The organism is Microbacterium sp. C448 (assembly GCF_000582705.2).
GTDB classification, from domain to species: Bacteria; Actinomycetota; Actinomycetes; order Actinomycetales; family Microbacteriaceae; genus Microbacterium; species Microbacterium lacus_A.
Map to the genome: position 1 here is coordinate 1 of NZ_HG779582.1, position 22686 is coordinate 22686.

Consider the following 22686-nt stretch of genomic DNA (forward strand, 5'->3'; position numbering starts at 1 on the left):
TGACGACGTTTCCGAGCAGGCTCCGGACGGTCCGCTGTACGTGGCCGGACCCTCCGCAGATGTCGCACGTGACGGGCTGCGATCCGGGCTGGCAGCACGAGCCCTGGCAGGTCTCGCAGATGACGGCGGTGTCGACCTCGAGGTCACGATGAACGCCGAACACGACGTCTGACAGCTCGAGGGTGACGCGCACCAACGCATCCTGACCACGCTCACGGCGTGACCGGGGACGCTGTCCACGCCCGCCGCCCTGGCCTCCGAAGAACGTCTCGAAGATGTCGCCGAAGCCGCCGAAACCCTGACCGCCGCCGCCGAACGGCGAGTCGCCGCCTCGGTCGTACTTGCTGCGCTCCTCGCTGTTGCTCAGCACGTCATACGCGTGCGTGACGAGCTTGAAGCGCTCGGCGGCATCCGCTCCCGAGTTCACGTCGGGGTGGAGCTCGCGCGCGAGTCGGCGATACGCCTTCTTGATGTCGTCGGTGCTCGCGTCCCGGGGAACGCCCAGCACCTCGTAGTGGTCTGCCATGTTGCCTTTCACAGATGTCCGCAGGCTGCAGCCTGCGGGTCGCGTCCGTTAGCGGGACGTCTCGTCTTCGTCGAGCAAGCGCGAGAGGTAACGCGCGACGGCTCGGGCGGCCGCCAGATTGCTCGGGTAATCCATGCGGGTCGGTCCCATGACGCCCACGCGGGCCATGGTTCCGGATGTCTCGTAATCGCTCGTGACGATGGATGCCTCGGCGAGGCCCCAGGGTTCGTTCTCGCGTCCGATGCTCGCCGCGAGTCCCTGACTGTCGGCCACCATCTCGCTCATGAGGCGGATGAGGGTGACCTGCTCTTCGATCGCCTCGAGCAGCGGATAAATGCTGCCGCGGAAGTCGGTCTCACGACGGGCGAGGTTGGCGGCTCCGGCCATGACGAGGCGGTCCTGGCGGAACTCCTCGAGCTCTTCCGACAGCACGTGCGCGACCTGGACGAGCGCCGTGTCGACGACCGGCGCGGCGGGGTCGGCGGCGATCCGCAGAGCATCCACACGCTCGGAAGCCACACCCACGGCGAGTCCCGTGAGGAGGGCGGCGAGTCGACCGCGCAGCACCGGGATGTCTTCGTCGTCCAGCGGCACCGTAAGCGGCGCGATCCGCTGCGAGACGCGACCGGTGTCGGTGACCAGGATGACGAGCAGGCGCTGCGGAGCGAGCGGAACGAGTTCGACGTGCGTGACGTGCGCGTTGGCGAACGACGGGTACTGCACGACGGCGACCTGACCGGTCAGCTGCGAGAGCACGCGCACCGTGCGGGCGAGTACATCGTCGAGGTCGCCTGTGCCCCCGAGGAAACTCGAGATGGCGCTCCGCTGCGCGGGCGAGAGGGGCCGCACTTCGGCCAGATGATCGACGAAAACCCGGTAGCCCTTGTCGGTCGGGACACGACCCGACGACGTGTGGGGGGCGACGATGAGTTCTTCGTCCTCGAGTAGCGCCATATCGTTGCGGATCGTGGCCGCCGACACTCCGAAAGCGTGGCGCTCGACGATCGATCGGCTGCCGACCGGTTCGTGGGTGGAGACGTAGTCCTGGACGATCGCCCGGAGGACCTGCAGGCCTCGTTCGCTGACCATGATCCCCCTTCCGCTGGCACTCGAGAAGTCTGAGTGCCAATTCTAACGCGTCGTGGCGCCTGGCGGTGTTGCGGCGCGGCGGTGACCGGCGCGCTACGGGAGTAGTGCTCGCACGACGGCATCGGCGAGCAGCCGGCCGCGCAGGGTCAGCACGATCCGACCGCGCAGGGCATCGGATGCCTCGACCAGGCCGTCCGCGATGAGCCCCGCGACCGCGACCCGTGACGCCGAGGGCACCCGGTCGAGCGCGAGCCCCTCACGAATGCGCGACTCGAGCAGCACACGTTCGAGGGTGGATGCCGAAGCATCCGGTCTCTCGCGTCCCGCCGCCGGCGAATCCCCCGCCGCGAGCCGCTGCGCATACGCCGCCGGATGCTTGACGTTCCACCAGCGCAGCCCACCCACGTGGCTGTGGGCACCGGGACCGAAGCCCCACCAGTCTTGGCTCCGCCAGTAGTTGAGGTTGTGCTGCGACCGGTTCGCGGGGGTGCGCGCCCAGTTGCTGACCTCGTACCAGTCGTACCCCGCGGCGTCGAGCCGCGCATCGGCGGCCTCGTACATGTCGGCCTGCAGGTCGTCGTCGGGGGCGATGAGCTCACCGCGACGGATGCGTCGGTGCAGCGGCGTGCCCTCCTCAACGATCAGCGCATAGGCCGAGACATGGTCGGGGTCCTGCGCGAGCGCCGACTCGAGCGACTGGATCCAGTCATCGAGCGACTCCCCCGGTGCCCCGTAAATCAGGTCCAGGCTCACGGCGAGCCCCGCGTCGCGCGCGGTCGCGACGGCGGTCGCGACATTCTCGGGATTGTGGGTGCGATCGAGCGCCGCGAGCACGTGCGGCACGCTGGACTGCATCCCGATCGACAGGCGCGTCACCCCGGCCGCCGCGAGCGTGTCGGCCACGTCCACGGTCATCGTGTCGGGATTTGCCTCGACGGTGATCTCCACCCCGGGCATCAGGCCAAAGGAATCGCGAACATCGCCGAGCATCCGCGCGAGGTCACCCGCGGGCAGCAGCGTCGGTGTACCCCCGCCGATAAAGACCGTGGAGGCCGGACGAAGAGCCCCGACATCCGTCAGCACGCGGCGTGCGAGCGTGATCTCGCCCGACAGCGTCTCGGCGTACGAGTCCTGCCGGACTCCGCGCAACTCGGTGGCCGTGTAGGTGTTGAAGTCGCAGTATCCGCATCGCACGCGGCAGAACGGCACGTGCAGATACACGCCGAAATCCGCGGTGGGGTCGATTGCGAGATCCCGCGGCAGCGCGCCGTCGGCGGGTGCGGGGTCGCCGACGGGAAGAGGGCCGGCCACGTCAGGACGGGGTCGTGTAGAGCGGCGAAATCGCCTGCAGGTATCGCGTGAACAGCAGCCGGCGGCGGCGGCGCACCAGGCCCTTCAGCATGCGGTAGGTCGTCGCGGCCGGAGCATCGAACGCCCGCACGGTGAACCAGACCTCGTCATTGGGAAGCCAATCGACCATGAAGGACTCTTCACCGCGCACGACCGAGCCACTGACAGTGCCGAGCGCGAACCCGACCCGTCGCGTCTCTTCGACCACGAAGATCACGCGCAGTTCGGCATCCGCGCGAAGACCACCAACTCGACCTCGCACGTGCACGTTGGTGCCTGCGCCGACGAACGGGGTGCCGTCGACGTCGAAGCGCTGATCGGCCTCGGTGCGTGAGGGAGCGAGCGCGTTGCCCTCTTCGTCGAAGCTCACGCCGGAATACATGGGACCGGATGCGGGGCGCACATCAGAGAGGCGAAGACCCGCGCCGCGCACGGCACCCCACGACAGCAGCGACTCGCTCGCCGCCTGGAAGCGGGCCTCACCCGAACCGATCCGCAGCGTCTCTTCTGCCGGAATGCTCCGCTCGGGCGGAAAGTGCATGAGGTCGGCGGCCTGAGTAGCCCCGACCGCCGCGTAGTTCACCGTGTCGTCCTTGAACGTCCCGCGCCGCATCATTCGACCCTACTTGGCCTTCGTCTCGGTATCCCCTGAGAGGGCCGCGATGAACGCCTCCTGCGGAACCTCGACGCGACCGACCATCTTCATGCGCTTCTTGCCCTCTTTCTGCTTCTCGAGCAGCTTGCGCTTACGGCTGATGTCGCCGCCGTAGCACTTGGCGAGAACGTCCTTGCGCATGGCGCGGATCGACTCGCGGGCGATGATGCGGGCGCCGATCGCGGCCTGGATGGGCACCTCGAACTGCTGGCGCGGAATGAGCTTCTTCAGGCGTTCGGTCATGAGAACGCCGTACGCGTAGGCCTTGTCGCGGTGCACGATCGCGCTGAACGCATCGACCGCCTCGCCCTGCAGCAGGATGTCGACCTTGACCAGGTCGGCCTCTTGATCGCCGCTCGGCTCGTAGTCGAGCGAGGCGTAGCCGGCCGTTTTGGACTTGAGGTGGTCGAAGAAGTCGAAGACGATCTCGCCGAGCGGAATCGTGTAACGGATCTCGACCCGGTCCTCGCCGAGGTACTCCATGCCGAGGAGCGTTCCGCGACGCTGTTGGCAGAGTTCCATGATCGTTCCGACGTAGTCCTTGGGTGCGAGGATCGCGGCCTTGACCATCGGCTCGGTGACGCTCGAAATCTTGGTGCCCGAGGGGAACTCGCTCGGGTTCGTGACGGTGAAGGTCTTCTTGTCGTCCGTCATGACCTCGTAGGTCACCGACGGCGCCGTCGAGATCAGGTCGAGCCCGAACTCGCGCTCGAGACGCTCGGTCACGATCTCGAGGTGCAACAGACCGAGGAAGCCGCAGCGAAACCCGAAGCCGAGGGCGACGGATGTCTCGGGTTCGTAGTTGAGCGAAGCATCCGACAGCTTGAGCTTGTCGAGTGCCTCACGCAGCACCGGGTAGTCGCTGCCGTCGATCGGGTAGAGCCCCGAAAAAACCATGGGCTTGGGGTCGGTGTAGCCCGGCAGCGCCTCTTTCGAGGGCTTGGCCGCGTTCGTGACGGTGTCGCCGACCTTGGATTGACGCACGTCCTTCACGCCCGTGATCAGGTACCCGACCTCGCCGACGCCGAGCCCCTTGGTCGGGGTCGGTTCGGGCGACGAGACGCCGATCTCGAGGAGTTCATGGATGGCCCGGGTCGACATCATCTGGATGCGCTCGCGCGGAGACAGGTGGCCGTCGATCACACGGACGTACGTGATGACGCCTCGGTACGAGTCGTAGACGGAGTCGAAGATCATGGCCCGGGACGGGGCATCCGGGTCGCCCTTCGGCGCGGGGATCTGCGCCACGACCTGATCGAGCAGCTCCTCGACACCCATGCCGGTCTTACCGCTGACGCGCAGGACGTCCTCGGGCTTGCCGCCGATCAGGCTCGCGAGCTCTTTCGCGTACTTCTCGGGGTCGGCCGCGGGCAGGTCGATCTTGTTCAGCACCGGGATGATCGTCAGGTCGTTCTCGAGTGCCAGGTAGAGGTTCGCGAGGGTCTGCGCCTCGATGCCCTGTGCCGCGTCGACGAGCAGAATCGCGCCCTCGCACGCGGCGAGGGAACGGCTGACCTCATACGTGAAGTCGACGTGGCCCGGGGTGTCGATCATGTTCAGCGCGAAGGTCTCGCCCGTGTCAGGGGCAGACCACGGCATGCGCACGGCTTGGCTCTTGATCGTGATGCCACGCTCACGCTCGATGTCCATGCGGTCGAGGTACTGGGCCCGCATGTCGCGGTCCGAGACGACGCCGGTGATCTGCAGCATCCGGTCGGCCAACGTCGACTTGCCATGGTCGATGTGGGCGATGATGCAGAAGTTTCGGATGTTCTCGGGCGGCGTTGCGGCGGGCTCGAGAGGCTTCAGGGCGCGGGGAGACATGTCCGGTCGATTCTACGGGGCCCGGTACACGCAGCTGAGAACCCACTCGCTGCCGCCTGACGGCGCATCGTAACCCGGGCCTCTCGAAACACGCCAGGGAATCATTTGTAAACAAACGATGAGAGTTTGTTCACCACATCGATGCTTGCGCGATCGCTGTGTTGCAACGAATGCTCAATGGTGCGGCTGGTTCCCCCGCGATCTCCCCAGGATCGTGACCGAGCCGCATGGAGACGACACGTGACGAGTAATCGGCGACCCCAGCCGCCTCATCTGCAGGCACAGCAATCCCCCATCGCATCCGCACCCAGCCCGCACCGGTCGCACGGTCGCCGAGTCGCCGCGATCATCGCGGTCTCCGCGACGGCGCTCGCGGGTATCGGCGCGGCTCCCCTCGCGGCCTCGGCCGCGGTGAGCCCCGACGCCGCGATCGTGATCAGCGAGGTCTACGGCGGGGGTGGCAACAGCGGCGCCGCACTGACCCACGACTTTGTGGAGCTCTACAACGCCAGCGAAGCCCCGGTCAGCATCGACGGCTGGAGCGTGCAGTACGCGTCCTCAACCGGAAGCACCTGGAACGGTCGCACGAACCTCAGTGGAACGATCGCGCCGGGTAGCTACTACCTGATCCAGCAGGCGACGAACAACGCCACCGTCGGAGCACCGCTGCCGACACCCGACCTCAGCGGCACAACCAACCTGAGCGGATCGACCGGCAAGGTCGCCCTTGTCTCGTCGACCACCGCGCTCACCGGCGCGACGGGCAATGCAGCCGGCGCACCGAGCGTGGTCGACTTCGTCGGTTGGGGATCCGCCAGCGACTTCGCCGGTGCGGGGGCAGCTCCGGCGACGACAAGCGCGACGAGCGTCTCGCGCGACTCTGTGAACACCAACACGGCGAACAACGCCGCGGACTTCACGGCTGGCGCCCCGACCCCCACGGCCTCTTCGGCCGGCGAGCCGGAGGAGCCGCCCGTGGATCCCGAAGAGCCGATCGACCCCGAAGAACCGGAAGAGCCTGTCGAACCCACGGTCGTCGCGATCGACGCCATCCAGGGCACCGGTGACGCCTCACCCCTCGCCGGCCAGACCGTCACGACCGAGGGCGTCGTCACGGCGCACTACCCCACGGGCGGCTTCAACGGCTACGTCATCCAGACCGCGGGGACCGGGGGCGCTCTCGACCTCGCGACCCACACTGCCTCTGACGCCGTCTTCGTATACGCACCCGGCGCCGTCGGCGAGGTCGCTCTCGGCCAGACCGTCCGCGTCACGGGCGTCGTGAGCGAATTCAACGGACTCACCGAGTTGACGGTCGCGCCCGGCGCGGCCACCGTCCTCGAGGCGGGAATCGCCCCGGTGCCGGCAACTGTGGGCTGGCCGACGACCGACCCGGAGCGCGAAGTGCTCGAGTCGATGCTCGTGCAGCCGCAGGGCGATTTCACGGTGTCGAACACCTACAGCACCAACCAGTACGGCGAGGTCGGCCTCGCCGCCGGCACCACGCCGCTCCAGCAGCCGACGGATGTCGCAGCCCCGGGTTCACCCGAAGCTACAGCGGTCACCGCCGACAACGCCGCGCGCGCCGTGACACTCGATGACGGAACCTCGATCAACTTCCTGAGCACCGCGAACGCGGGCCTGACCCCCGCGTGGGTCTCGCTCGTCGAGCCGCTCGTGGTCGGAGCATCCGCCACCTTCTCCGCCCCCGTGGTGGTCGACTACCGCAACAACGCGTGGAAGCTGAACCCCACCGCCCCCATGACGGCGGATGGCTCGGGCACCGATGGCGTGCAGTTCTCGAACCCGCGCACCGCGGCCCCCGAGGCCGTGGATGGCGACGTGTCGGTCGCATCCTTCAACGTCCTCAACTACTTCACGACCCTCGGTGACGAGAACGCGAGCTGCGAGGCCTACTCGACCGCAGACGGCGAGCCCGTCACCGTCCGCCAGGGCTGCGATCAGCGCGGCGCCTGGGACGACGCGGACTTCGAGCGTCAGGAGTCGAAAATCGTCGACGCGATCGAAGCATTGGATGCCTCGGTCGTCGGTCTGATGGAGATCGAGAACTCCGCCGCCCTCGGCGAGACCGTCGATGAGGCCACCGCGACGCTCGTCGCTGCGCTCAATGAGGCCGCCGGGACCGAGAAGTGGGCGTTCGTTCCCTCCTCAGAGGAGCTGCCCGCCGCATCCGGACAGGATGTCATCACCAACGCGATCATCTACCAGCCGGCACTCGTCGAGCGGGTCGGCGAGTCGCGCGCACTCGGCGACCAGAGCGAGAGCGGCGAGGCGTTCCAGAACGCACGCGAGCCGATCGGTCAGATCTTCGAGCCCGCGGATGGTGGTGCCGAATTCCTCTTCGTGGTCAACCACTTCAAGTCGAAGGGTTCGGCCGGACCCTGGCCGGGCGACGCCGACACCGGCGACGGACAGGGCTCGTCGAACGAGTCACGCGTCCGCCAGGCCACGGCGCTGCGCGACTGGGTCGCCGAGATCCAAGGCGACACGGACGCGGTCCTGCTGGCGGGGGACTTCAACTCGTACAGCCAGGAAGACCCGCTGCAGGTGCTCTACGACGCGGGCTACGCCAACGCCGAGGACGCGCTCGAGATCGACTCGTCGAGCTACTCGTTCTCGGGACTGTCGGGTTCGCTCGATCACATCCTGATGAACGACGCGGCGCTTGACCGTGCCACGGGCGGCGACATCTGGAACATCAACTCGGGTGAATCCGTCGCGCTGGAGTACAGCCGCTACGGCTACCACGGCACTCCGTTCTCAGAGGATGGGTTCTACGAGGAGGGCCCGTACCGGTCGTCCGACCACGACCCGGTGATCGTCGGCCTGACCGCCGAAGAAGCGCCGGTGGAGTTGACGCTTCTCGGCATCAACGACTTCCACGGTCGCATCGACGGAAACACGGTGAACTTCGCCGGAACCATCGAGCAGCTGCGGGATGCTGCATCCGGGCCCACCCTGTTCCTCTCGGCGGGCGACAACATCGGGGCATCGCTGTTCGCCTCGGCCGTCGCGCAGGACCAGCCGACCATCGACGTGCTGAACGCCCTCGAGCTCGAGACATCCGCCGTCGGAAACCACGAGTTCGACCGCGGGTTCGATGACCTTGCGGGCCGCGTGACGACCGAGTCGGACTTCTCGTACCTCGGAGCGAACGTCTACGAGGCGGGCACCGAGACCCCGGCGCTGGACGAATACGCCCTGATCGAGGTCGATGGCCTGACCGTCGGCGTCATCGGCGCGGTGACGGAAGAGACGCCAGCATTGGTCTCGCCCGCGGGCATCACCGAGCTGTCGTTCGGTGACCCCGTCGCAGCCGTCAACCGCGTCGCGACCGAACTCTCGGACGGCGACGAGGCGAACGGCGAGGCCGACGTGCTCGTGGCGATGTACCACGAGGGCGCGGGCGCCGGGACACCGGATGGCGCGACCCTCGACGAGGAGATCGCCGGTGGCGGTGCCTTTGCGGCCATCGTGGAAGACACGGCAGCCGAGGTGGACGCGATCTTCACCGGACACACGCACAAGGAGTACGCGTGGTCGGCGACGATCCCCGGCACCGACCAGACGCGCCCGATCGTCCAGACGGGTTCGTACGGCGCCAAGATCGGCAAGATCACGCTGACGCTCGACCCCGAAACGGGTGACGTGCTGGATCACACCGAAGAGAACGTCGCACGCACGACGACGCCGGCTGCCGAGCTGATTGCGGCGTACCCCCGGGTCTCCGCGGTGAACGACATCGTCACGCAGGCGCTTGCCAACGCGGCCGAGATCGGCAACACGGCGGTCGCCGAGGTATCCGGCGACATCACGACGGCGTACGTCGGCGGCTCGTTCGTCAACGGCGTGTGGACCGGCGGCACGCGGGATGACCGTGCGTCCGAGTCGGCGCTCGGCAACCTCGTCGCCGGGTCGATCCTCGACTCGCTGTCGGCGCTGCCGAACGGTGCACAGATCGGTGTGACGAACCCGGGCGGTCTTCGCGCCGACCTGTTCGACACGCAGGCCGAGTTCGGCGCAAGCGCGGTGGCCGGGATTCCGGATGGCACGATCTCGTTCTCGCAGGCGAACGCGGTCCAGCCGTTCAACAACACCCTGGCCCTCGTCACCCTCACCGGTGCGCAGTTCACGACGCTTCTCGAACAGCAGTGGCAGCGGGATGCGAGCGGCAACGTGCCGAGCCGTCCCTACCTGCAGCTGGGTCTGTCGGACAACGTGACGTACACGTTCGACTCGACGCTGCCCGAGGGCTCGCGCATCACCTCCGTGACGATCGACGGCGCGCCGCTCGATCCCGCGGCGGAGTACCGGATCGGTACGGCGTCGTTCCTGGCGACGGGTGGCGACAACTTCCGGATCTTCACCGAAGGAACGGACTACGTCGACACCGGTCTGCTCGACTACGAGGCGTGGATCGACTTCCTCGCCGAGGGCTCGCCGGTCGCGCCGTCGTACGCCAAGCAGGGTGTCGCCGTGCAGGGTGCGCCGGAATCGGCTGTCGCCGGGACCGAGGTGTCGTTCGCGGTGTCGGGGCTCAACATGACGAGCCGCGGCACGCCCGAGACGACGTCGCTCGACGTCTCGCTCGGCGGCCAGGTGCTGACGACGGTGCCGGTGACCGGGGGTGCGGCCACGGTTACCGTCACGATTCCCGCGGGGACGGCGGCCGGGGCATCCGCTCTCGTGCTGACGGCCGCTACGGGAACGACGGTCACGGTGCCGCTCACGATCGAGCAGGCGGTTCCGCTCGTGACGAGCAAGACAACGCTGGTCGCTCTGCCGCCGGTTCAGATCAACGGCCTGCTGCACGCGACCCTCATCGCGTACGTGTCGGTGTCTGAGGGGCGCGCGGCCGGCACGGTCGTGTTCCGCGAGGGCTCGAAGGTTGTTGCCGAGGTCACGGTCAGCCGCCTCGGTATCGCGTCGAAGACGCTCCCCCGCCTGAGCCGCGGGACGCACCAGTACACCGCGGAGTTCGTCCCCGCGGACACCGGCGCCGTAGAAGGTTCGACGAGCAAGAAGGCGAGCGTGCGGGTGCTCTTCTAGGCCCGAGCCGCTCGCTCCGGAACGGCCCTCGCACTCACGGGTGCGGGGGCCGTTCCGCGTTCTCTGCGCCCGCGCCCCGTGTCCCGACCCTCGAGATCGCTGGTTGTGCCCGAGGCCGCCGGATAGCAACGGTGAATAACCGGCCGACTCGGCGACAACCGGCATTCTCGGCGAGCGACGGGGTTCGCGAAGTTAGGCTGGAGGCATGACGGTGCAGGTGGTCTTCGTCCACGGGATCCGCACCTCGGCCACCATGTGGCGAGCACAGGTTGCGCACCTCGAGGCGCGCGGTATCGGCGCTCACGCCCTCGACCTGCCCGCGCACGGCACGCGCATGGGCGAGACGTTCGACATCGACGAAGCCTTCGCAACCATCGACCGCACGGTGCGTCGTGCTGCCCAGGACGGTCCCGTGCTGCTCGTCGGGCACTCCATGGGCGGATTGCTCTGCACCGAGTACGTGGGTGGGCCCGAGCATCCGCCCGTCGCCGCATTCATCGGAGCCGGATGCACCGCCCTGCCCCGCACCGCGGGACTATCGGCGTACCGGGCACTCGCCGGGAGCTTCAACCGTCTGCCCGACCGGGGAATGTGGCTGACGAACAAAGTGCTCGACCGCACCCTCCCGGCGGACACACGCCTGGATTTCGGCGCCGGCGGCTACGCCCTCGACGCACAGGACGCCACCCTGCGTTCGCTCTCGGTCCTTGATCTGCTGACGGCGCTCCGGCGGATCGACGTGCCGGTGTGGTTCATCAACGGGCAGTACGACCAGATGCGACTCAATGAGCGTCTCTTCCTGCGGCTGAAGCCCGAGGCCGAGTTGGTCGTCGTACCGAGGACGAGCCACCTGGTCACCGCGATGCGTCCCCGCGTCTTCAATGCACTGCTCGATGTAGCCATCGCCACGATCGAGGCGGGCGGCGACGCACTCCCGGCACGCAGGGTTGGCACCCGTTGACCTGCTAGACTCTTTGATTGGCTTGCGTGTGGGTATCCCACCCTCACGATCGCTGCCTGGCAGCCCTCTTCTGCCGGCCGGCAAACACATCCAAACTCTCCTCGAACGAAAGACTCGACACAGTGGCAAACATCAAGTCGCAGATCAAGCGCAACAAGACCAATATCAAGGCGAACGAGCGCAACAAGGCGGTCAAGACGCAGCTCAAGAACGCCATCCGTCGCACCCGCGAGGCCGCTTCGGCCGGCGACAAGGCCGCTGCCGAGGCAGCCCTCGTCAACGCGACGAAGAAGCTCGACAAGGCCGTCAGCAAGGGCGTCATCCACCAGAACCAGGCCGCGAACCGCAAGTCGGCTATCGCCAAGCAGGTTGCTGCGCTCTGATCTGAACGCATTCACGAAGGCCCGTCCCCCAGGGGGCGGGCCTTCGTCGTTGCGGACCTCCGCTCCCTGAGCCTGTCGAAGGGAGCAGCCAGGCGCACGGAGTGCACAGCTGGTCACTTCGACAAGCTCAGTGACCGGTCCGGACCAGCGTGCGGTCAGCGGCGGGGCGCGGGACCGCCGGGGAACGGCGTGCGGGTCGCCACAACCGTCAGCAGTCGTTCGAGCGCGAACACCGGGTCGCGCGAGGCACCCTTGACCTCGGCATCCGCGCGGGCCGCCGCCTGGATCGCCATCCCGAGCTGGTCATCGCTCCACCCGACCAGGTCGCGCCGGGCCCGATCGACCTGCCAGTCCTTCATCCCGAGGCGCGCCGCCAGCTGAGCGGATGACTCGCGCGTTCCAGCGACCCGCGCCATCGACCGCAGCTTCGACGCGAGCGCGGCGACCATCGGCACGGGGTCCGCGCCCGAGGCGAGCGCGTGACGCAGCGCGACGAGCGCCTCACCGTAGCGTCCGGCGATCGCGGTGTCGGCGACGGCGAACGCGGATGTCTCGACCCGGCCGCCGTAGTAACGCTGCACGATCTCGGGTGTGATGTCGCCATCCACGTCAGCGATGAGCTGCTGGCAGGCGGCCGCGAGCTCGGTGAGGTCGTCGGCAAAGGCCGATGTGAGCGCCCGGAGAGCGGGCGGCGCGATCCGGCGCTGCGCGGCCTGGAACTCGCCTGCGGCGAAGTCGTAGCGGTCGGAGTCACGCTTGACCGCTGCACACGCGATCTCGACTCCCCCGCCCTGCCCACCACGGATCGCGTCGAGCAGTTTCTTGCCGCGGACGCTCGCGCCGGTGTGGCGGAGCACGACGGTCGCGCCCTCCTGCGGCTGAGCGAGGTATGAGATCGCCTCGGCCAGGAACTCGTCGGTGCACTTCTCGACTCCGCCGACCCGCACGAGCCGCGGCTCGCCGAACAGCGACGGCGAGGTGACGCCGAGCAGGGTCCCGGGAGCGTAGGCATCGGCGCGAACGTCCGAGACTTCGAGAGAAGGATCCTCGGCGCGGAGGTAGTCGCGCAGGCCCGCAATCGCTCGCTCGGCGCACACCTCTTCGGGTCCCGAAACGAGAACGATCGGCGCCGGCTCGGGGCGACGCCACGACAGCTGGGGGATGCGGCTTGCGGCTGGCTTCGCCGGGGTTCGAGCCGATCGTGTCGCCATCCCCCCAGCCTACTGACGGCGACCGACAGCTACGGTCGTGGCGAGAACAACGCTGTGCCAAACGAGGGGACAGCACGTCGACTCAGCCGCCTTCTTCGCGCCAGACCTCGAGCCCCTCATCCACGCGGCGAACCAGACCCAAACCGTCGACATCCGTCCGCACGATCGTCGTCCCCGCGCTGGTGAGCAGGTCCAGGATCTCGGCGCGCGGATGCCCATAGTCATTGTCCGCGCCGACCCCGATGAGGGCTAAGGATGCGGCGACGACCCGGTAGAGATCCGGGTCCTGATCTGCGCTGCCGTGATGCGCGACCTTCACGACGTCAAACGTTCCGCGCACCCGACCCGTAGCCCGGAGAGCACGCTGAGCAGTTGCCGAAATGTCCCCGAGATACAGGCCGCGCGGCATCCCGTCGTCCCCGCGCGCGACGTCGAGCACGAGGCTCAGGTCATTCCCCGGCTCGAACGGCGACCGCCCGGAGCTCGGCCAGAGGATCTGCCAGCGCGCCGACCCGAGCGTGCCCGACATTCCCGCGACGCCCGCCACGGCCCGAGCCCCAGCGCTGACGAGGTCCCGAATCATCCGCTCGTCCGCCGCCTCACCCGGCGGTCCGTGGATCACCGTGCCGACGCGCCCGCGCACCGCATCGACCGCTCCGACGTGGTCCAGGTCGAAGTGCGTCAGAACCAGCAGATCGATGTGCGCTACCCCCACTCGGGCCAGGCAGTCCTCGAGCAACGCCACGTCGGCACCCGTGTCGATCAACGCGACCTGACCACCCGACCGCAAGAGCACGGCGTCACCCTGCCCGATGTCGCACTGGGCCACGCTCCACTCCGCGGGCACCGTCAGCGGCGCAAGCGGTCGATCGAGCAGCACTCCCCCGACGGCAACACCGGATGCCGCGACCACGACGAACGCGATGCCCACCCGCGCGCGTCGGGCCAGCGTTGTGCGCGGTCGGACCACGAGCGCGAACACCACTGCCGCGCTGGCGATGGCGAGTGCGACCGCCCCCACCACATCACCGGGCCACGGCAGATCCGCTCCCGGGAACTCGGCGAGCACCGCCGCGACGCCCGCGATCCAGGATGCCGGAACCCACGCGATCCACGTCAGAAGATCCGCAACCGGCGACAAGAAGCCGAACAGGCACGCCGCGAGTCCGACGAGCGTCGCAACGGGCGCGGCCGGCCCCGCGAGCAGGTTCGCAACGACGCCGTATGCCGGAATCCTCGGATCGATCAGCACGAGCAGAGGCCCGCACGCCAACTGCGCGGCGGCCGGAACCGACAGAGCAATCGCGAGGGGTACGGGCAGGACGCGTGCGAAAGCCGCGGCGAGGGGACGGCTCAGCACGAGCAGTCCCGCCGTCGCCGCAGCCGAGAGCGCGAAGCCGAGCGAGTGCGACAACCACGGATCGCTGATGAGCAGAACCCCGACGGCCAGGGCGAGCACAGCGAGCCCCGCACCCGCCCGGTCCGCCGCGAGGGCGAGCAGCGCGATCGTTGTCATCGCGGCCGCCCGCAACACGCTCGGCTCGGGTGTCACGAGCAGGACGAAGCATCCGAGCGCTGCCAACGACAGCCATATCCGGCCCATCCGGGGCAGCCTGAGAAGACCCGCGACGGCGAAAGTCAACGCAACCACGACAGCGCAGTTCGCTCCCGAGACCGCCGTCAGGTGGCTAAGCGAACTCGTGCGCATCTGCTCGCTGAGCTCATCCGAAACGGCGGAGGTGTCACCGACCGCGAGACCCGGAACGAGCCCGCCGCCCGCCCCGGGCAACGCCGAGGCTCGGTCGACAAAACCCGAACGCAAGTCTGCGGTCACGGCAAGCACGCCCGTCGGTGCCGCGTCGACCTCGAGGACGGTCGCGAAGACGATGAGCACGGCCCGATCGCCCGCATCCGTCTGACGAGCCGAGCCTCGCACGGTCACGGTGCTCCCGAGATCCAGCGCATCCCGCGTCTGCATGTCGGCCAGCACACCGGCGTCGGCCCAGATCGCCAGAGGGACGGATGCCGCAATCTGTCGTCCGCCAGCCCATACGACTCGCGTGTCGACCTCGAAGCGCCTCGCACCCGCTGTGGCCGGCTCGATCTTGGTGCTCACGTTCGCTTCGACAACGATGGCGCGACCGCCATCCCCCACGAAGGCGGTCACCTCCTCCCGAACTCCGTCGGCGATCGCGATGTGAGCCGCGACGCATCCGGACAGAACGATCGAGAGGGACGCGATCAGCAACACCCAGGACGGGCGGCGCACAATCCCGACCAGGACGAGCGCGAGCAGGGCGGCCGCACCGAGTGCCGCCCATGCGGCTGCGGACGGAAACACAACCACAACGAGCGCAGCAACCCACGCGGCAACCGCCGGGGCGGCGAGCAGGGGCTGACTGCGGGATCTGCGCCCGGCCACGTTCACAGCACGACGAGCGGCCGGAGGGACTCGAGCATCTTCTCGCCGATGCCCGGAACCGACAGCAGGTCATCGACCGCCGAGAATCGACCATTGGTCGTCCGCCAGTCGATGATCCGCTGCGCGATCGCCGGACCCACCCGGGGCAGGGTATCGAGCTCGGCAACGGTGGCCGTGTTGAGGTTCACGCGCGCGTCGCCGGTCGTGCCGCCGCCGGCGGAGGCCGCGGGTGGCGCCTGGCCCACCACCGGCACGACGATCTGCTCGCCATCGGAAAGGGTCCGCGCCAGGTTCACTCCGGCCTCGTCGGCGTCCTCCGCGAATCCGCCCGCCACGGCGACGGCGTCGACCAGGCGCGCGCCACCATCGAGCCGATACAGTCCGGGACGAGCTACGGCGCCCGACACATGAACGTAGAGGACACCCGCCGAAACGTCCTCGCCCGCGACACCCGAGGCCTCCTCGAGTGGCACCACCTCGGGTGAGCTCGTCCCCGACTGCACGATCCCGACCACCACCGTGATGCCCAGCGCAACGAGCAGAACGACGACGACGGCACCCACCATGGCCCGGGCGCGTGGCGAGGCACGCGCGTACGCGTCACCGGGCCCGTCCGGGGAACTGTCGTCGGCGGCCGAGTTCGGAGGGTTGTCGCGCGCCACTCCGTCACGCTACGGATGCCTCGGCCCCCGCCATCCGCTCGCCGCCCACATCGGTGGCACGTCACGCGCCACCCTACGATGGGGAGGACGAGCACCCGCTCACGCTCGTGTCCCACTTTTCGTGCTTCGTGTCCCACTTTCGCTCGCTCTGATCGCCGCTTACCGACAAAAAGTGGGACACATCCCAAGGGCATGTCCCACTTTTCGGCAGCGGTAGCGGTAGCAGCGGGAGCGGCGGCAGCTACACGGGGCGGCAGCTATACGGGGCGGGTCGCGATCGAGACGACCTTCGGCGCACGGACGATGACCTTGACGATCTCGCGGTCGCCGATCGAACGGATGACCTTCTCGTCGGCGCGGGCGAGCTTCTCGAGCTCTTCGGCGCCGATCCGCGCGGGCACCTCGAGGGTGCCGCGCACCTTGCCGTCGACCTGCACGACCGCGGTCACGTTCTCTTCGACGAGCAGCATCGGGTCCGCCTGACGCCACGGCACGAGGCCGACGAAGGGCTCGTAGCCGAGCATCTCCCACATCTCTTCGGCCGTGTGCGGCGCAAAAAGGTCGAGGATCATCGCGATGACCTCGGCGGCCTCGCGCACGGCCGGGTCGGTGGGACCGGCACCCGTGTCGATGACCTTGCGAGTCGCATTGACGAGCTCCATCAGGCGCGCGATGACGACGTTGAACTTCGTCTGTTCGACAAGTCCGGGCGCATCGGCCAGCAGGCGGTGCGTCACGCGACGCAGGGCGCTGTCGCCCTCGGCCCAGATGACGCTCGGGTCGCTGTCCACGTCGTTCGCGACACGCCAGGCACGGGCGAGGAACTTCTGCGCACCGCCGGTCGAGACATCCTCCCACTCGATGTCGTCCTCGACGGGTCCGGCGAACGCGATCGCGACGCGCACGGCGTCGGCGCCCGGGGACTCCATGCTCGCGGCGAATTCGACCAGGTTGCCCTTGCTCTTCGACATCTTCGTGCCGCCGAGCGTGACCATGCCCTGGTTGATGAGCGACGAGAACGGCTCGGTGAAGTCCACGAGGCCCATGTCGAACAGCACCTTGGTGATGAAGCGCGCGTACAGAAGGTGCAGAATCGCGTGCTCGACGCCGCCGATGTACGAATCGACCGGCGCCCAACGCTGAGCCTCGCGCGGGGCGAACGCCTTCTCGTCATTTCCGGGCGACAGGAACCGCAGGAAGTACCACGAGCTGTCGACGAACGTGTCCATCGTGTCGGGGTCGCGTCGAGCGGATGCCCCGGTGGCGGGGTCGACCGTGTTGACCCAGTTCTCGGCGGCACCGAGCGGCGAAGCGCCCTTGGGCGTGAGGTCCAGCCCCTGCACGTCGGGCAACCGGATCGGCAGCTGGTCTTCGGGGACGGGCACGATCGAGCCGTCGTCCATGTGCAGCATCGGGATCGGCGTTCCCCAGAATCGCTGGCGCGAGATCAGCCAGTCGCGCAGGCGATACGACTTCGCCGCGCGTCCCTTGCCGGATGCCTCGAGCTGCTCGATGCTTCGCGTGATCGCCGTCCGCTTCGACAGGCCGTCGAGGGGGCCGGAGTTGATCATCCGTCCCTCGCCCGTCAGGGCGACGCCGGTGCGCGCGGGGTCGATGTCGTCGAGACCGGATGCGTCGGCACCGGGATCGATCGGCACCCCCTCGTCGTCGAGCTCGATCACCGGGATCGCACCCGTGATCGGGGCCGTCGTGTCGACGACAACCGTGATGGGCAGGTCGAACGCGCGGGCGAAGTCGAGGTCGCGCTGGTCGTGTGCCGGGACGGCCATGACGGCACCGTGACCGTAGTCGGCCAGGACGTAGTCTGCGGCCCAGATCGGCAGGCGGGCGCCGTTTACGGGGTTGATGGCGTAGCGGCCGAGGAACACGCCCGTCTTCGGGCGGTCCGTGCTCTGACGCTCGATGTCGGTTGCGCGGCGCACACCGTCGAGGTACGTCGTGAAGCGCTCACGAATCTCGGGCTCGGCGTCGGCGACGAGCTGCTGGGCCAGGTCGGAGTCGGGCGCGACGACGAAGAACGTCGCGCCGTAGAGAGTGTCGGGGCGCGTCGAGAACACCGTCACGGTGTCGGGGTGCCCCTCGATCTCGAAGTCGATATCGGCACCGATCGAGCGGCCGATCCAGTTCCGCTGCATCTGGATGACCTTCTGCGGCCAGAATCCCTCGAGCTGGTTCAGGTCATCGAGCAGGCGGTCTGCGTAGTCGGTGATCTTGAAGAACCACTGCGTGAGCTTCTTCTTCTCGACCATCGCGCCGCTGCGATCGGACGTGCCATCCGGCAGTACCTGCTCGTTCGCGAGCACGGTCTGATCCACGGGGTCCCAGTTGACCAGCGCATCCTTTCGGTAAGCCAGCCCGCGCTCATAGAGCTTCAGGAACAGCCACTGGTTCCAGCGGTAGTAGTCGTCGTCGCTCGTGTGGAGCACGCGGCTCCAGTCGTACGACGTGCCGAACGCGCGCAGGCTCGTCTTCTGCTGGCCGATGTTCGCGTAGGTCCACTCGCGCGGGTCGACGCCGCGCTGAATCGCCGCGTTCTCGGCGGGCAGACCGAACGAGTCCCAGCCGATGGGGTTGAGCACGTTGTAGCCGCGGTGGCGCCAGAAACGGGCCACCGTGTCGACGTAGGCGTAGTTCTCGGCGTGGCCCATGTGCATGTCGCCCGACGGGTACGGGAACATGCCGAGCACGTACTTGCGCGGCCGCGTGTCGGCATCGCCGCCGGCCCGGAACGGGTCTTTCGCCTCCCACGCAGCCTGCCACTTCGCCTGGATCGCGGCGGCGTCGTAATGCGCGCCATCGGCGGGAGCGTTGTCGGTGGGAACGGTCTGGGACACAGAAAACCAATCGAGCGGGGGGTTCGGGATGCGCGCAGGCGCTCTTTCCAGGTTACCGGACCCGTCTGCGCCGCTCGCCGGGCGGTGGATGAGCGCGCTCGCCCTACCAACCGGCGGGCAGAGTGGCGCCCAGCGCGGCGAGCGGTGCGCGCGCCTTGATGCCCACCTCGCGGACTTCCTCGACGGGCACGGACGACCAGGTGATGCCGCCGCCCGCCCCGACGACGGCGTGGCCGTCACGCATGACGATCGAGCGGATGACCATGGCGAGATCGAGAGTGCCATCGAGGCCGATCCACCCGAAGCATCCGGCGTAGATCCCCCGCTCCCCCACCTCGAGCTTCTGCAGGATCGTCATGGCCGAGAGCTTCGGCGCCCCCGTCATCGAGCCGGCAGGGAAGGCGCGATCGAGGAGCTCACCCACCGTGCTGCCCGGTCGCAGTTGCCCCGAAACCGTGCTGACGAGCTGATGCACGTGCGGGTAACTCTCCACCGCAAGCAACGCGTCGACCCGCACCGTACCCACCTCGCACACTCGTGACAGGTCGTTGCGCATCAGATCGACGATCATGACGTTCTCGGCACGCTCCTTCTCGCTCGCGAGCAGGTCGCGGGCCAGGGCGGCATCCGTCTCCGGGTCGGCGCCCCGCGGCCGGGTGCCCTTGATCGGCCGCGTGCGTACGATCCCGTCGCGGACGCCGAGGAACTCCTCGGGGCTCGCGCTCAGCAGGCTGACTCCACCGATGCGGACGAACCCGCCGTGATGTGCGGGGCTCGACGCGCGCAGCCGGGCGTAGACGGCGACGGGAGAGTCGGATGTCTCGACCTCGAACCGCGTCGTCAGGCACAGCTGATACGCATCACCCGCGCGGATCGCGTCATGGCACTGCGCGATCAATACCTCGTACTCGTCGGGGGTGTGTCGCGAGGTGGCAGTCCTCGGTGAGGGGGACTCCGGCGCGGACTCTGGCACGGTGGGCGCGGGCGGCGCGGGCAGGGGCATCGCGCTCGCGGCTGCTCCGATCCCCTCCGCCCACGACGCAAGCTCCCGGGCGGAGGCAACGGCCCACGCCCGGCGGCTGGCGTGATCGAAGGCGAACCAGGCGCGGGCGCGCATCCACGCATCCTGATCGACTCCGCCCCGGTGCGCGTCGTCCGAGGTCTTCCGGGCCGGAGCACCGGCGCGCTCGGCCGCCGTGTCGTACGCGAACCAGCCGACCCAACCGCCCCGGAACGGGCCCGCGGGCCACTCGCGGTCTGCGGTCTCGGCGTCGCCGAAGGCCCCGGCCAGGCGAACATCTCGCACCTCGTCGGCGGTCGCGGGCACGCCGTGACCGACGAAGCTCCACCCCGAGTCCGCGTCGGTGCCGGCGTCCAACCAGAAGACGTTCGGATGCGCCGATTCCAGCGTTGCGAAAACCACGGCTGGCTCGATCCAGTCGGTGAGCGACTCGACGTCGAGATCCTGGGGCACGCACCCAGGGTACGGGGACCTGGGCGTCGTAGGCTCGACGCGTGAACGAGTTCCTCTCGTGGCTGCTGGACGCGGTCCAGAGCGTCGACCCGGTGTTGCGCACATTGCTGGCGGGCGTCGCGATCATGCTCGAGACGAGCATCCTGATCGGCCTGATCGTTCCCGGCGACACCATCGTGATCGTCGCTGCGACTGCGGTGTCGTCGCCGCTCGAGGGCGTCTTGCTCGGGATCGCCGTCGTCGTTGGGGCGCTCATCGGCGAGAGCATCGGGTTCTGGATCGGTCGATGGCTGGGCCCACGCATCCGCGCCTCTCGTCTCGGCGCGCGCATCGGTGCGAAGAACTGGGAACGGTCGGAGCGCTACCTGCGCCGCCGGGGTGGGCCCGCGATCTTCCTGTCGCGTTTCCTCCCCGTACTGCACTCGCTCGTACCGTTGACGGTCGGCATGACCGCCTACCCCTTTCGGCGCTTCCTCGCGTGGACAGCGCCCGCCTGCATCCTCTGGGCAACGCTCTACGTCTCCGTCGCCGCGGCCGCCGCCGGCACGTATCGCGAGCTCGCTGACACGGTGCACTTCGCCGGGTACATCTTCGTGGGCGTGATCGTGTTGTTCATCGTGCTCGTGTTCGTTGGCAAGAAGGTCATCGAACGTATCGAACGCCGTCACCTTCACGACGAGGATGCTCCGGAGGGCATGAAAGACTGAGGGCGATGCCCACTACGACGCAGGCCCCCGCTTTTCCCGCCAAGATCCTCTGGCTGGCAAGACTCGAGCACCGATTCCACGCCTGGCGAGAGAAGCGCGCCCGTCGGCGCGGGTTGAGCGCCAGCATCGTCCCCTTCCCGGGCTACGGCGGCGAGGGTTGGGTGCGCGTCGTCGGACGGGTCTTGATCGTTCGCCCGCCCCGCGATACGAAGTCGGGCGAGATCAGCAGCCTGCGCGGCTGGCGCAGCTTCGTCAGCATCCCCGTCGGCTACTCCGAGGTGAAGATCACGGTCGCCGGGCGCACCCACACGGTGGTGTCTGACCGCGGCGGCGTGGTCGACACGGTCATCCAGGCCGAGCTCGAGTCCGGATGGCAGACCCTCGAACTGTCCGTCGAGAACAGCGACCCCGTCGAGGCGCGGGTGTTCATCGTCGGCTCGGACGTGAAGTTCGGTGTGGTCTCGGATGTCGATGACACCGTCATGGTCACGGCGCTGCCCCGTCCGCTCATCGCCGCCTGGAACTCGTTTGTCGTCGACGAGCACGCTCGCCTGCCCGTGCCCGGTATGGCGGTGCTGCTCGAGCGCCTGGTACGCAGCCATCCCGGCGCCCCGATGATCTACCTGTCGACCGGCGCATGGAACATCGCCCCGACGCTCACCCGCTTCCTCTCCCGCCACCTCTTCCCGCCCGGCGGAATTCTGCTGACCGACTGGGGCCCAACCCATGACCGGTGGTTCCGGAGCGGCCGTGAGCACAAGCTCGACAACCTGCGTCGGCTCGCGACGGAGTTTCCGCAGGTCCAGTGGCTGCTGATCGGCGACGACGGTCAGCACGACGAGTCGATCTACACCGAGTTCGCGAAGGACCACCCGGGGCAGGTCTCGGCGGTCGCTATCCGTCGCCTTTCCACGACCGAGGCCGTGCTGGCCGGTGGACGTCAGACGGTCGACGATCACTCGGATGCTCAGGCCCCGTGGGTCACGGCGTCCGACGGCGCGGGCATCCTGGACAAGTTGGAGCGCGCGGGCCTCGTCTGAGCCGCGCCATCGCCATGTCGGCGCCCGCGCGTAGGGTTTGAGGTATGTGCGGACGCTTCGTGGTGACCAGACCCCCGGCCGATCTGACGGACCTGCTCGATGTCGACACGGTGGCCGAAGACCTGCCCGCGCCCTCGTTCAACATCGCGCCCACCGACCGGGCGGTTATCGTCCTCGACTCGGCAAAGACTGACCCCCCGACCCGACGCCTCGAGGCTGCGCGCTGGGGCCTCGTGCCGAGTTGGGCGAAGGATGTCTCGATCGGGTCGCGCGCGTTCAACGCGCGTTCCGAGGAGATCGAGGACAAGCCGATGTTCCGTGGTGCGCTTGAGAAGCGCCGCGCGATCGTGCCGACCTCCGGCTACTACGAGTGGAAGGTGACGGACGACGGCAAAGAGCCGCACTATATCCACCCGGCGGACGATTCTCCCCTCCTCATGGCGGGGCTCTACGAGTG

At 68.3% G+C, this 22686-nt stretch carries 16 protein-coding genes; 6 read left to right on the top strand and 10 right to left on the bottom strand.

Features of this window, described 5'->3' with window-relative positions; all coding sequences use genetic code 11:
• The 5 genes from MIC448_RS00155 to lepA all read right to left on the bottom strand — a co-directional run.
• Nucleotides 1–526 (bottom strand): DnaJ domain-containing protein (locus tag MIC448_RS00155; RefSeq protein WP_036294160.1); only part of this gene is annotated, 526 nt, incomplete at its 3' end.
• 48 nt (nucleotides 527–574) lie between these two features.
• Nucleotides 575–1615, bottom strand: a complete 1041-nt coding sequence (gene hrcA, locus MIC448_RS00160) for a heat-inducible transcriptional repressor HrcA (RefSeq protein WP_036294164.1) — start codon at nucleotides 1613–1615, stop codon at nucleotides 575–577.
• A gap of 93 nt (nucleotides 1616–1708) precedes the next feature.
• A complete protein-coding gene (gene hemW / locus MIC448_RS00165) occupies nucleotides 1709–2926 on the bottom strand; it encodes a radical SAM family heme chaperone HemW (protein WP_036294167.1) in 1218 nt (405 codons plus the stop codon).
• Nucleotide 2927: 1 nt separating this feature from the next.
• On the bottom strand, nucleotides 2928–3578 hold the full coding sequence (locus tag MIC448_RS00170) for a DUF1990 family protein (RefSeq protein WP_036294195.1): 651 nt from the start codon (nucleotides 3576–3578) through the stop codon (nucleotides 2928–2930).
• A gap of 9 nt (nucleotides 3579–3587) precedes the next feature.
• Nucleotides 3588–5444 carry a translation elongation factor 4 gene (lepA, locus tag MIC448_RS00175; RefSeq protein WP_036294170.1) on the bottom strand — a complete coding sequence of 619 codons (1857 nt, stop codon included), beginning with the start codon at nucleotides 5442–5444 and terminating at the stop codon, nucleotides 3588–3590.
• Between the two features lie 294 nt (nucleotides 5445–5738).
• On the opposite strand from lepA, the gene MIC448_RS00180 reads away from it, so the two are divergent.
• From MIC448_RS00180 to rpsT, 3 genes are all read left to right on the top strand, one after another.
• Nucleotides 5739–10514, top strand: a complete 4776-nt coding sequence (locus MIC448_RS00180; RefSeq protein ID WP_051512825.1) for an ExeM/NucH family extracellular endonuclease — start codon at nucleotides 5739–5741, stop codon at nucleotides 10512–10514.
• Between the two features lie 205 nt (nucleotides 10515–10719).
• Entirely contained in the window at nucleotides 10720–11475 is a 756-nt protein-coding gene (locus tag MIC448_RS00185; RefSeq protein WP_051512823.1) for an alpha/beta fold hydrolase, read from the top strand.
• Between the two features lie 122 nt (nucleotides 11476–11597).
• Nucleotides 11598–11858: a 30S ribosomal protein S20 gene (gene rpsT, locus MIC448_RS00190; RefSeq protein WP_036294173.1), complete on the top strand. Its 261-nt coding sequence runs from the start codon at nucleotides 11598–11600 to the stop codon at nucleotides 11856–11858.
• A gap of 155 nt (nucleotides 11859–12013) precedes the next feature.
• Here the strand turns inward: rpsT and holA are convergent, their stop codons facing one another.
• The 5 genes from holA to pabB all read right to left on the bottom strand — a co-directional run bounded on the left by holA (nucleotide 12014) and on the right by pabB (nucleotide 20482).
• Nucleotides 12014–13069 (bottom strand): DNA polymerase III subunit delta, encoded by a 1056-nt coding sequence (gene holA / locus MIC448_RS00195; RefSeq protein ID WP_036294176.1) that lies wholly within the window; start codon nucleotides 13067–13069, stop codon nucleotides 12014–12016.
• An 82-nt stretch (nucleotides 13070–13151) separates the two neighbouring features.
• Nucleotides 13152–15491, bottom strand: coding sequence for a ComEC/Rec2 family competence protein (locus MIC448_RS00200; protein ID WP_144237946.1), 2340 nt, complete (start codon nucleotides 15489–15491; stop codon nucleotides 13152–13154).
• Nucleotides 15492–15493: 2 nt separating this feature from the next.
• The gene (locus MIC448_RS00205) at nucleotides 15494–16153 is read right to left on the bottom strand and encodes a ComEA family DNA-binding protein (RefSeq protein WP_036294179.1); all 660 of its coding nucleotides are present in this window, start codon (nucleotides 16151–16153) and stop codon (nucleotides 15494–15496) included.
• Between the two features lie 257 nt (nucleotides 16154–16410).
• Nucleotides 16411–19008, bottom strand: coding sequence for a leucine--tRNA ligase (gene leuS, locus MIC448_RS00210; RefSeq protein WP_036294182.1), 2598 nt, complete (start codon nucleotides 19006–19008; stop codon nucleotides 16411–16413).
• A gap of 103 nt (nucleotides 19009–19111) precedes the next feature.
• Complete coding sequence (gene pabB / locus MIC448_RS00215) at nucleotides 19112–20482, bottom strand: aminodeoxychorismate synthase component I (RefSeq protein WP_036294184.1); 1371 nt, start codon at nucleotides 20480–20482, stop codon at nucleotides 19112–19114.
• Between the two features lie 41 nt (nucleotides 20483–20523).
• Between pabB and MIC448_RS00220 the strand changes: the two genes are divergently transcribed.
• The 3 genes from MIC448_RS00220 to MIC448_RS00230 form a co-directional block, all read left to right on the top strand.
• Complete coding sequence (locus MIC448_RS00220; RefSeq protein ID WP_036294187.1) at nucleotides 20524–21189, top strand: DedA family protein; 666 nt, start codon at nucleotides 20524–20526, stop codon at nucleotides 21187–21189.
• 5 nt (nucleotides 21190–21194) lie between these two features.
• The gene (locus tag MIC448_RS00225; protein WP_036294189.1) at nucleotides 21195–22229 is read left to right on the top strand and encodes an App1 family protein; all 1035 of its coding nucleotides are present in this window, start codon (nucleotides 21195–21197) and stop codon (nucleotides 22227–22229) included.
• A 62-nt stretch (nucleotides 22230–22291) separates the two neighbouring features.
• Nucleotides 22292–22686, top strand: a 395-nt coding sequence (locus tag MIC448_RS00230; protein ID WP_373457215.1) for an SOS response-associated peptidase, incomplete at its 3' end; no start/stop codon positions are given.

What these genes read in the sequence shown, in the direction of transcription:
- hrcA (WP_036294164.1), bottom strand. Translation starts at nt 1,615, where the DNA reads ATGGTCAGCGAACGAGGCCTGCAGGTCCTCCGGGCGATCGTCCAGGAC.
- holA (WP_036294176.1), bottom strand. Translation starts at nt 13,069, where the DNA reads ATGGCGACACGATCGGCTCGAACCCCGGCGAAGCCAGCCGCAAGCCGC.
- MIC448_RS00170 (WP_036294195.1), bottom strand. Translation starts at nt 3,578, where the DNA reads ATGCGGCGCGGGACGTTCAAGGACGACACGGTGAACTACGCGGCGGTC.
- MIC448_RS00225 (WP_036294189.1), top strand. Translation starts at nt 21,195, where the DNA reads ATGCCCACTACGACGCAGGCCCCCGCTTTTCCCGCCAAGATCCTCTGG.
- MIC448_RS00185 (WP_051512823.1), top strand. Translation starts at nt 10,720, where the DNA reads ATGACGGTGCAGGTGGTCTTCGTCCACGGGATCCGCACCTCGGCCACC.
- lepA (WP_036294170.1), bottom strand. Translation starts at nt 5,444, where the DNA reads ATGTCTCCCCGCGCCCTGAAGCCTCTCGAGCCCGCCGCAACGCCGCCC.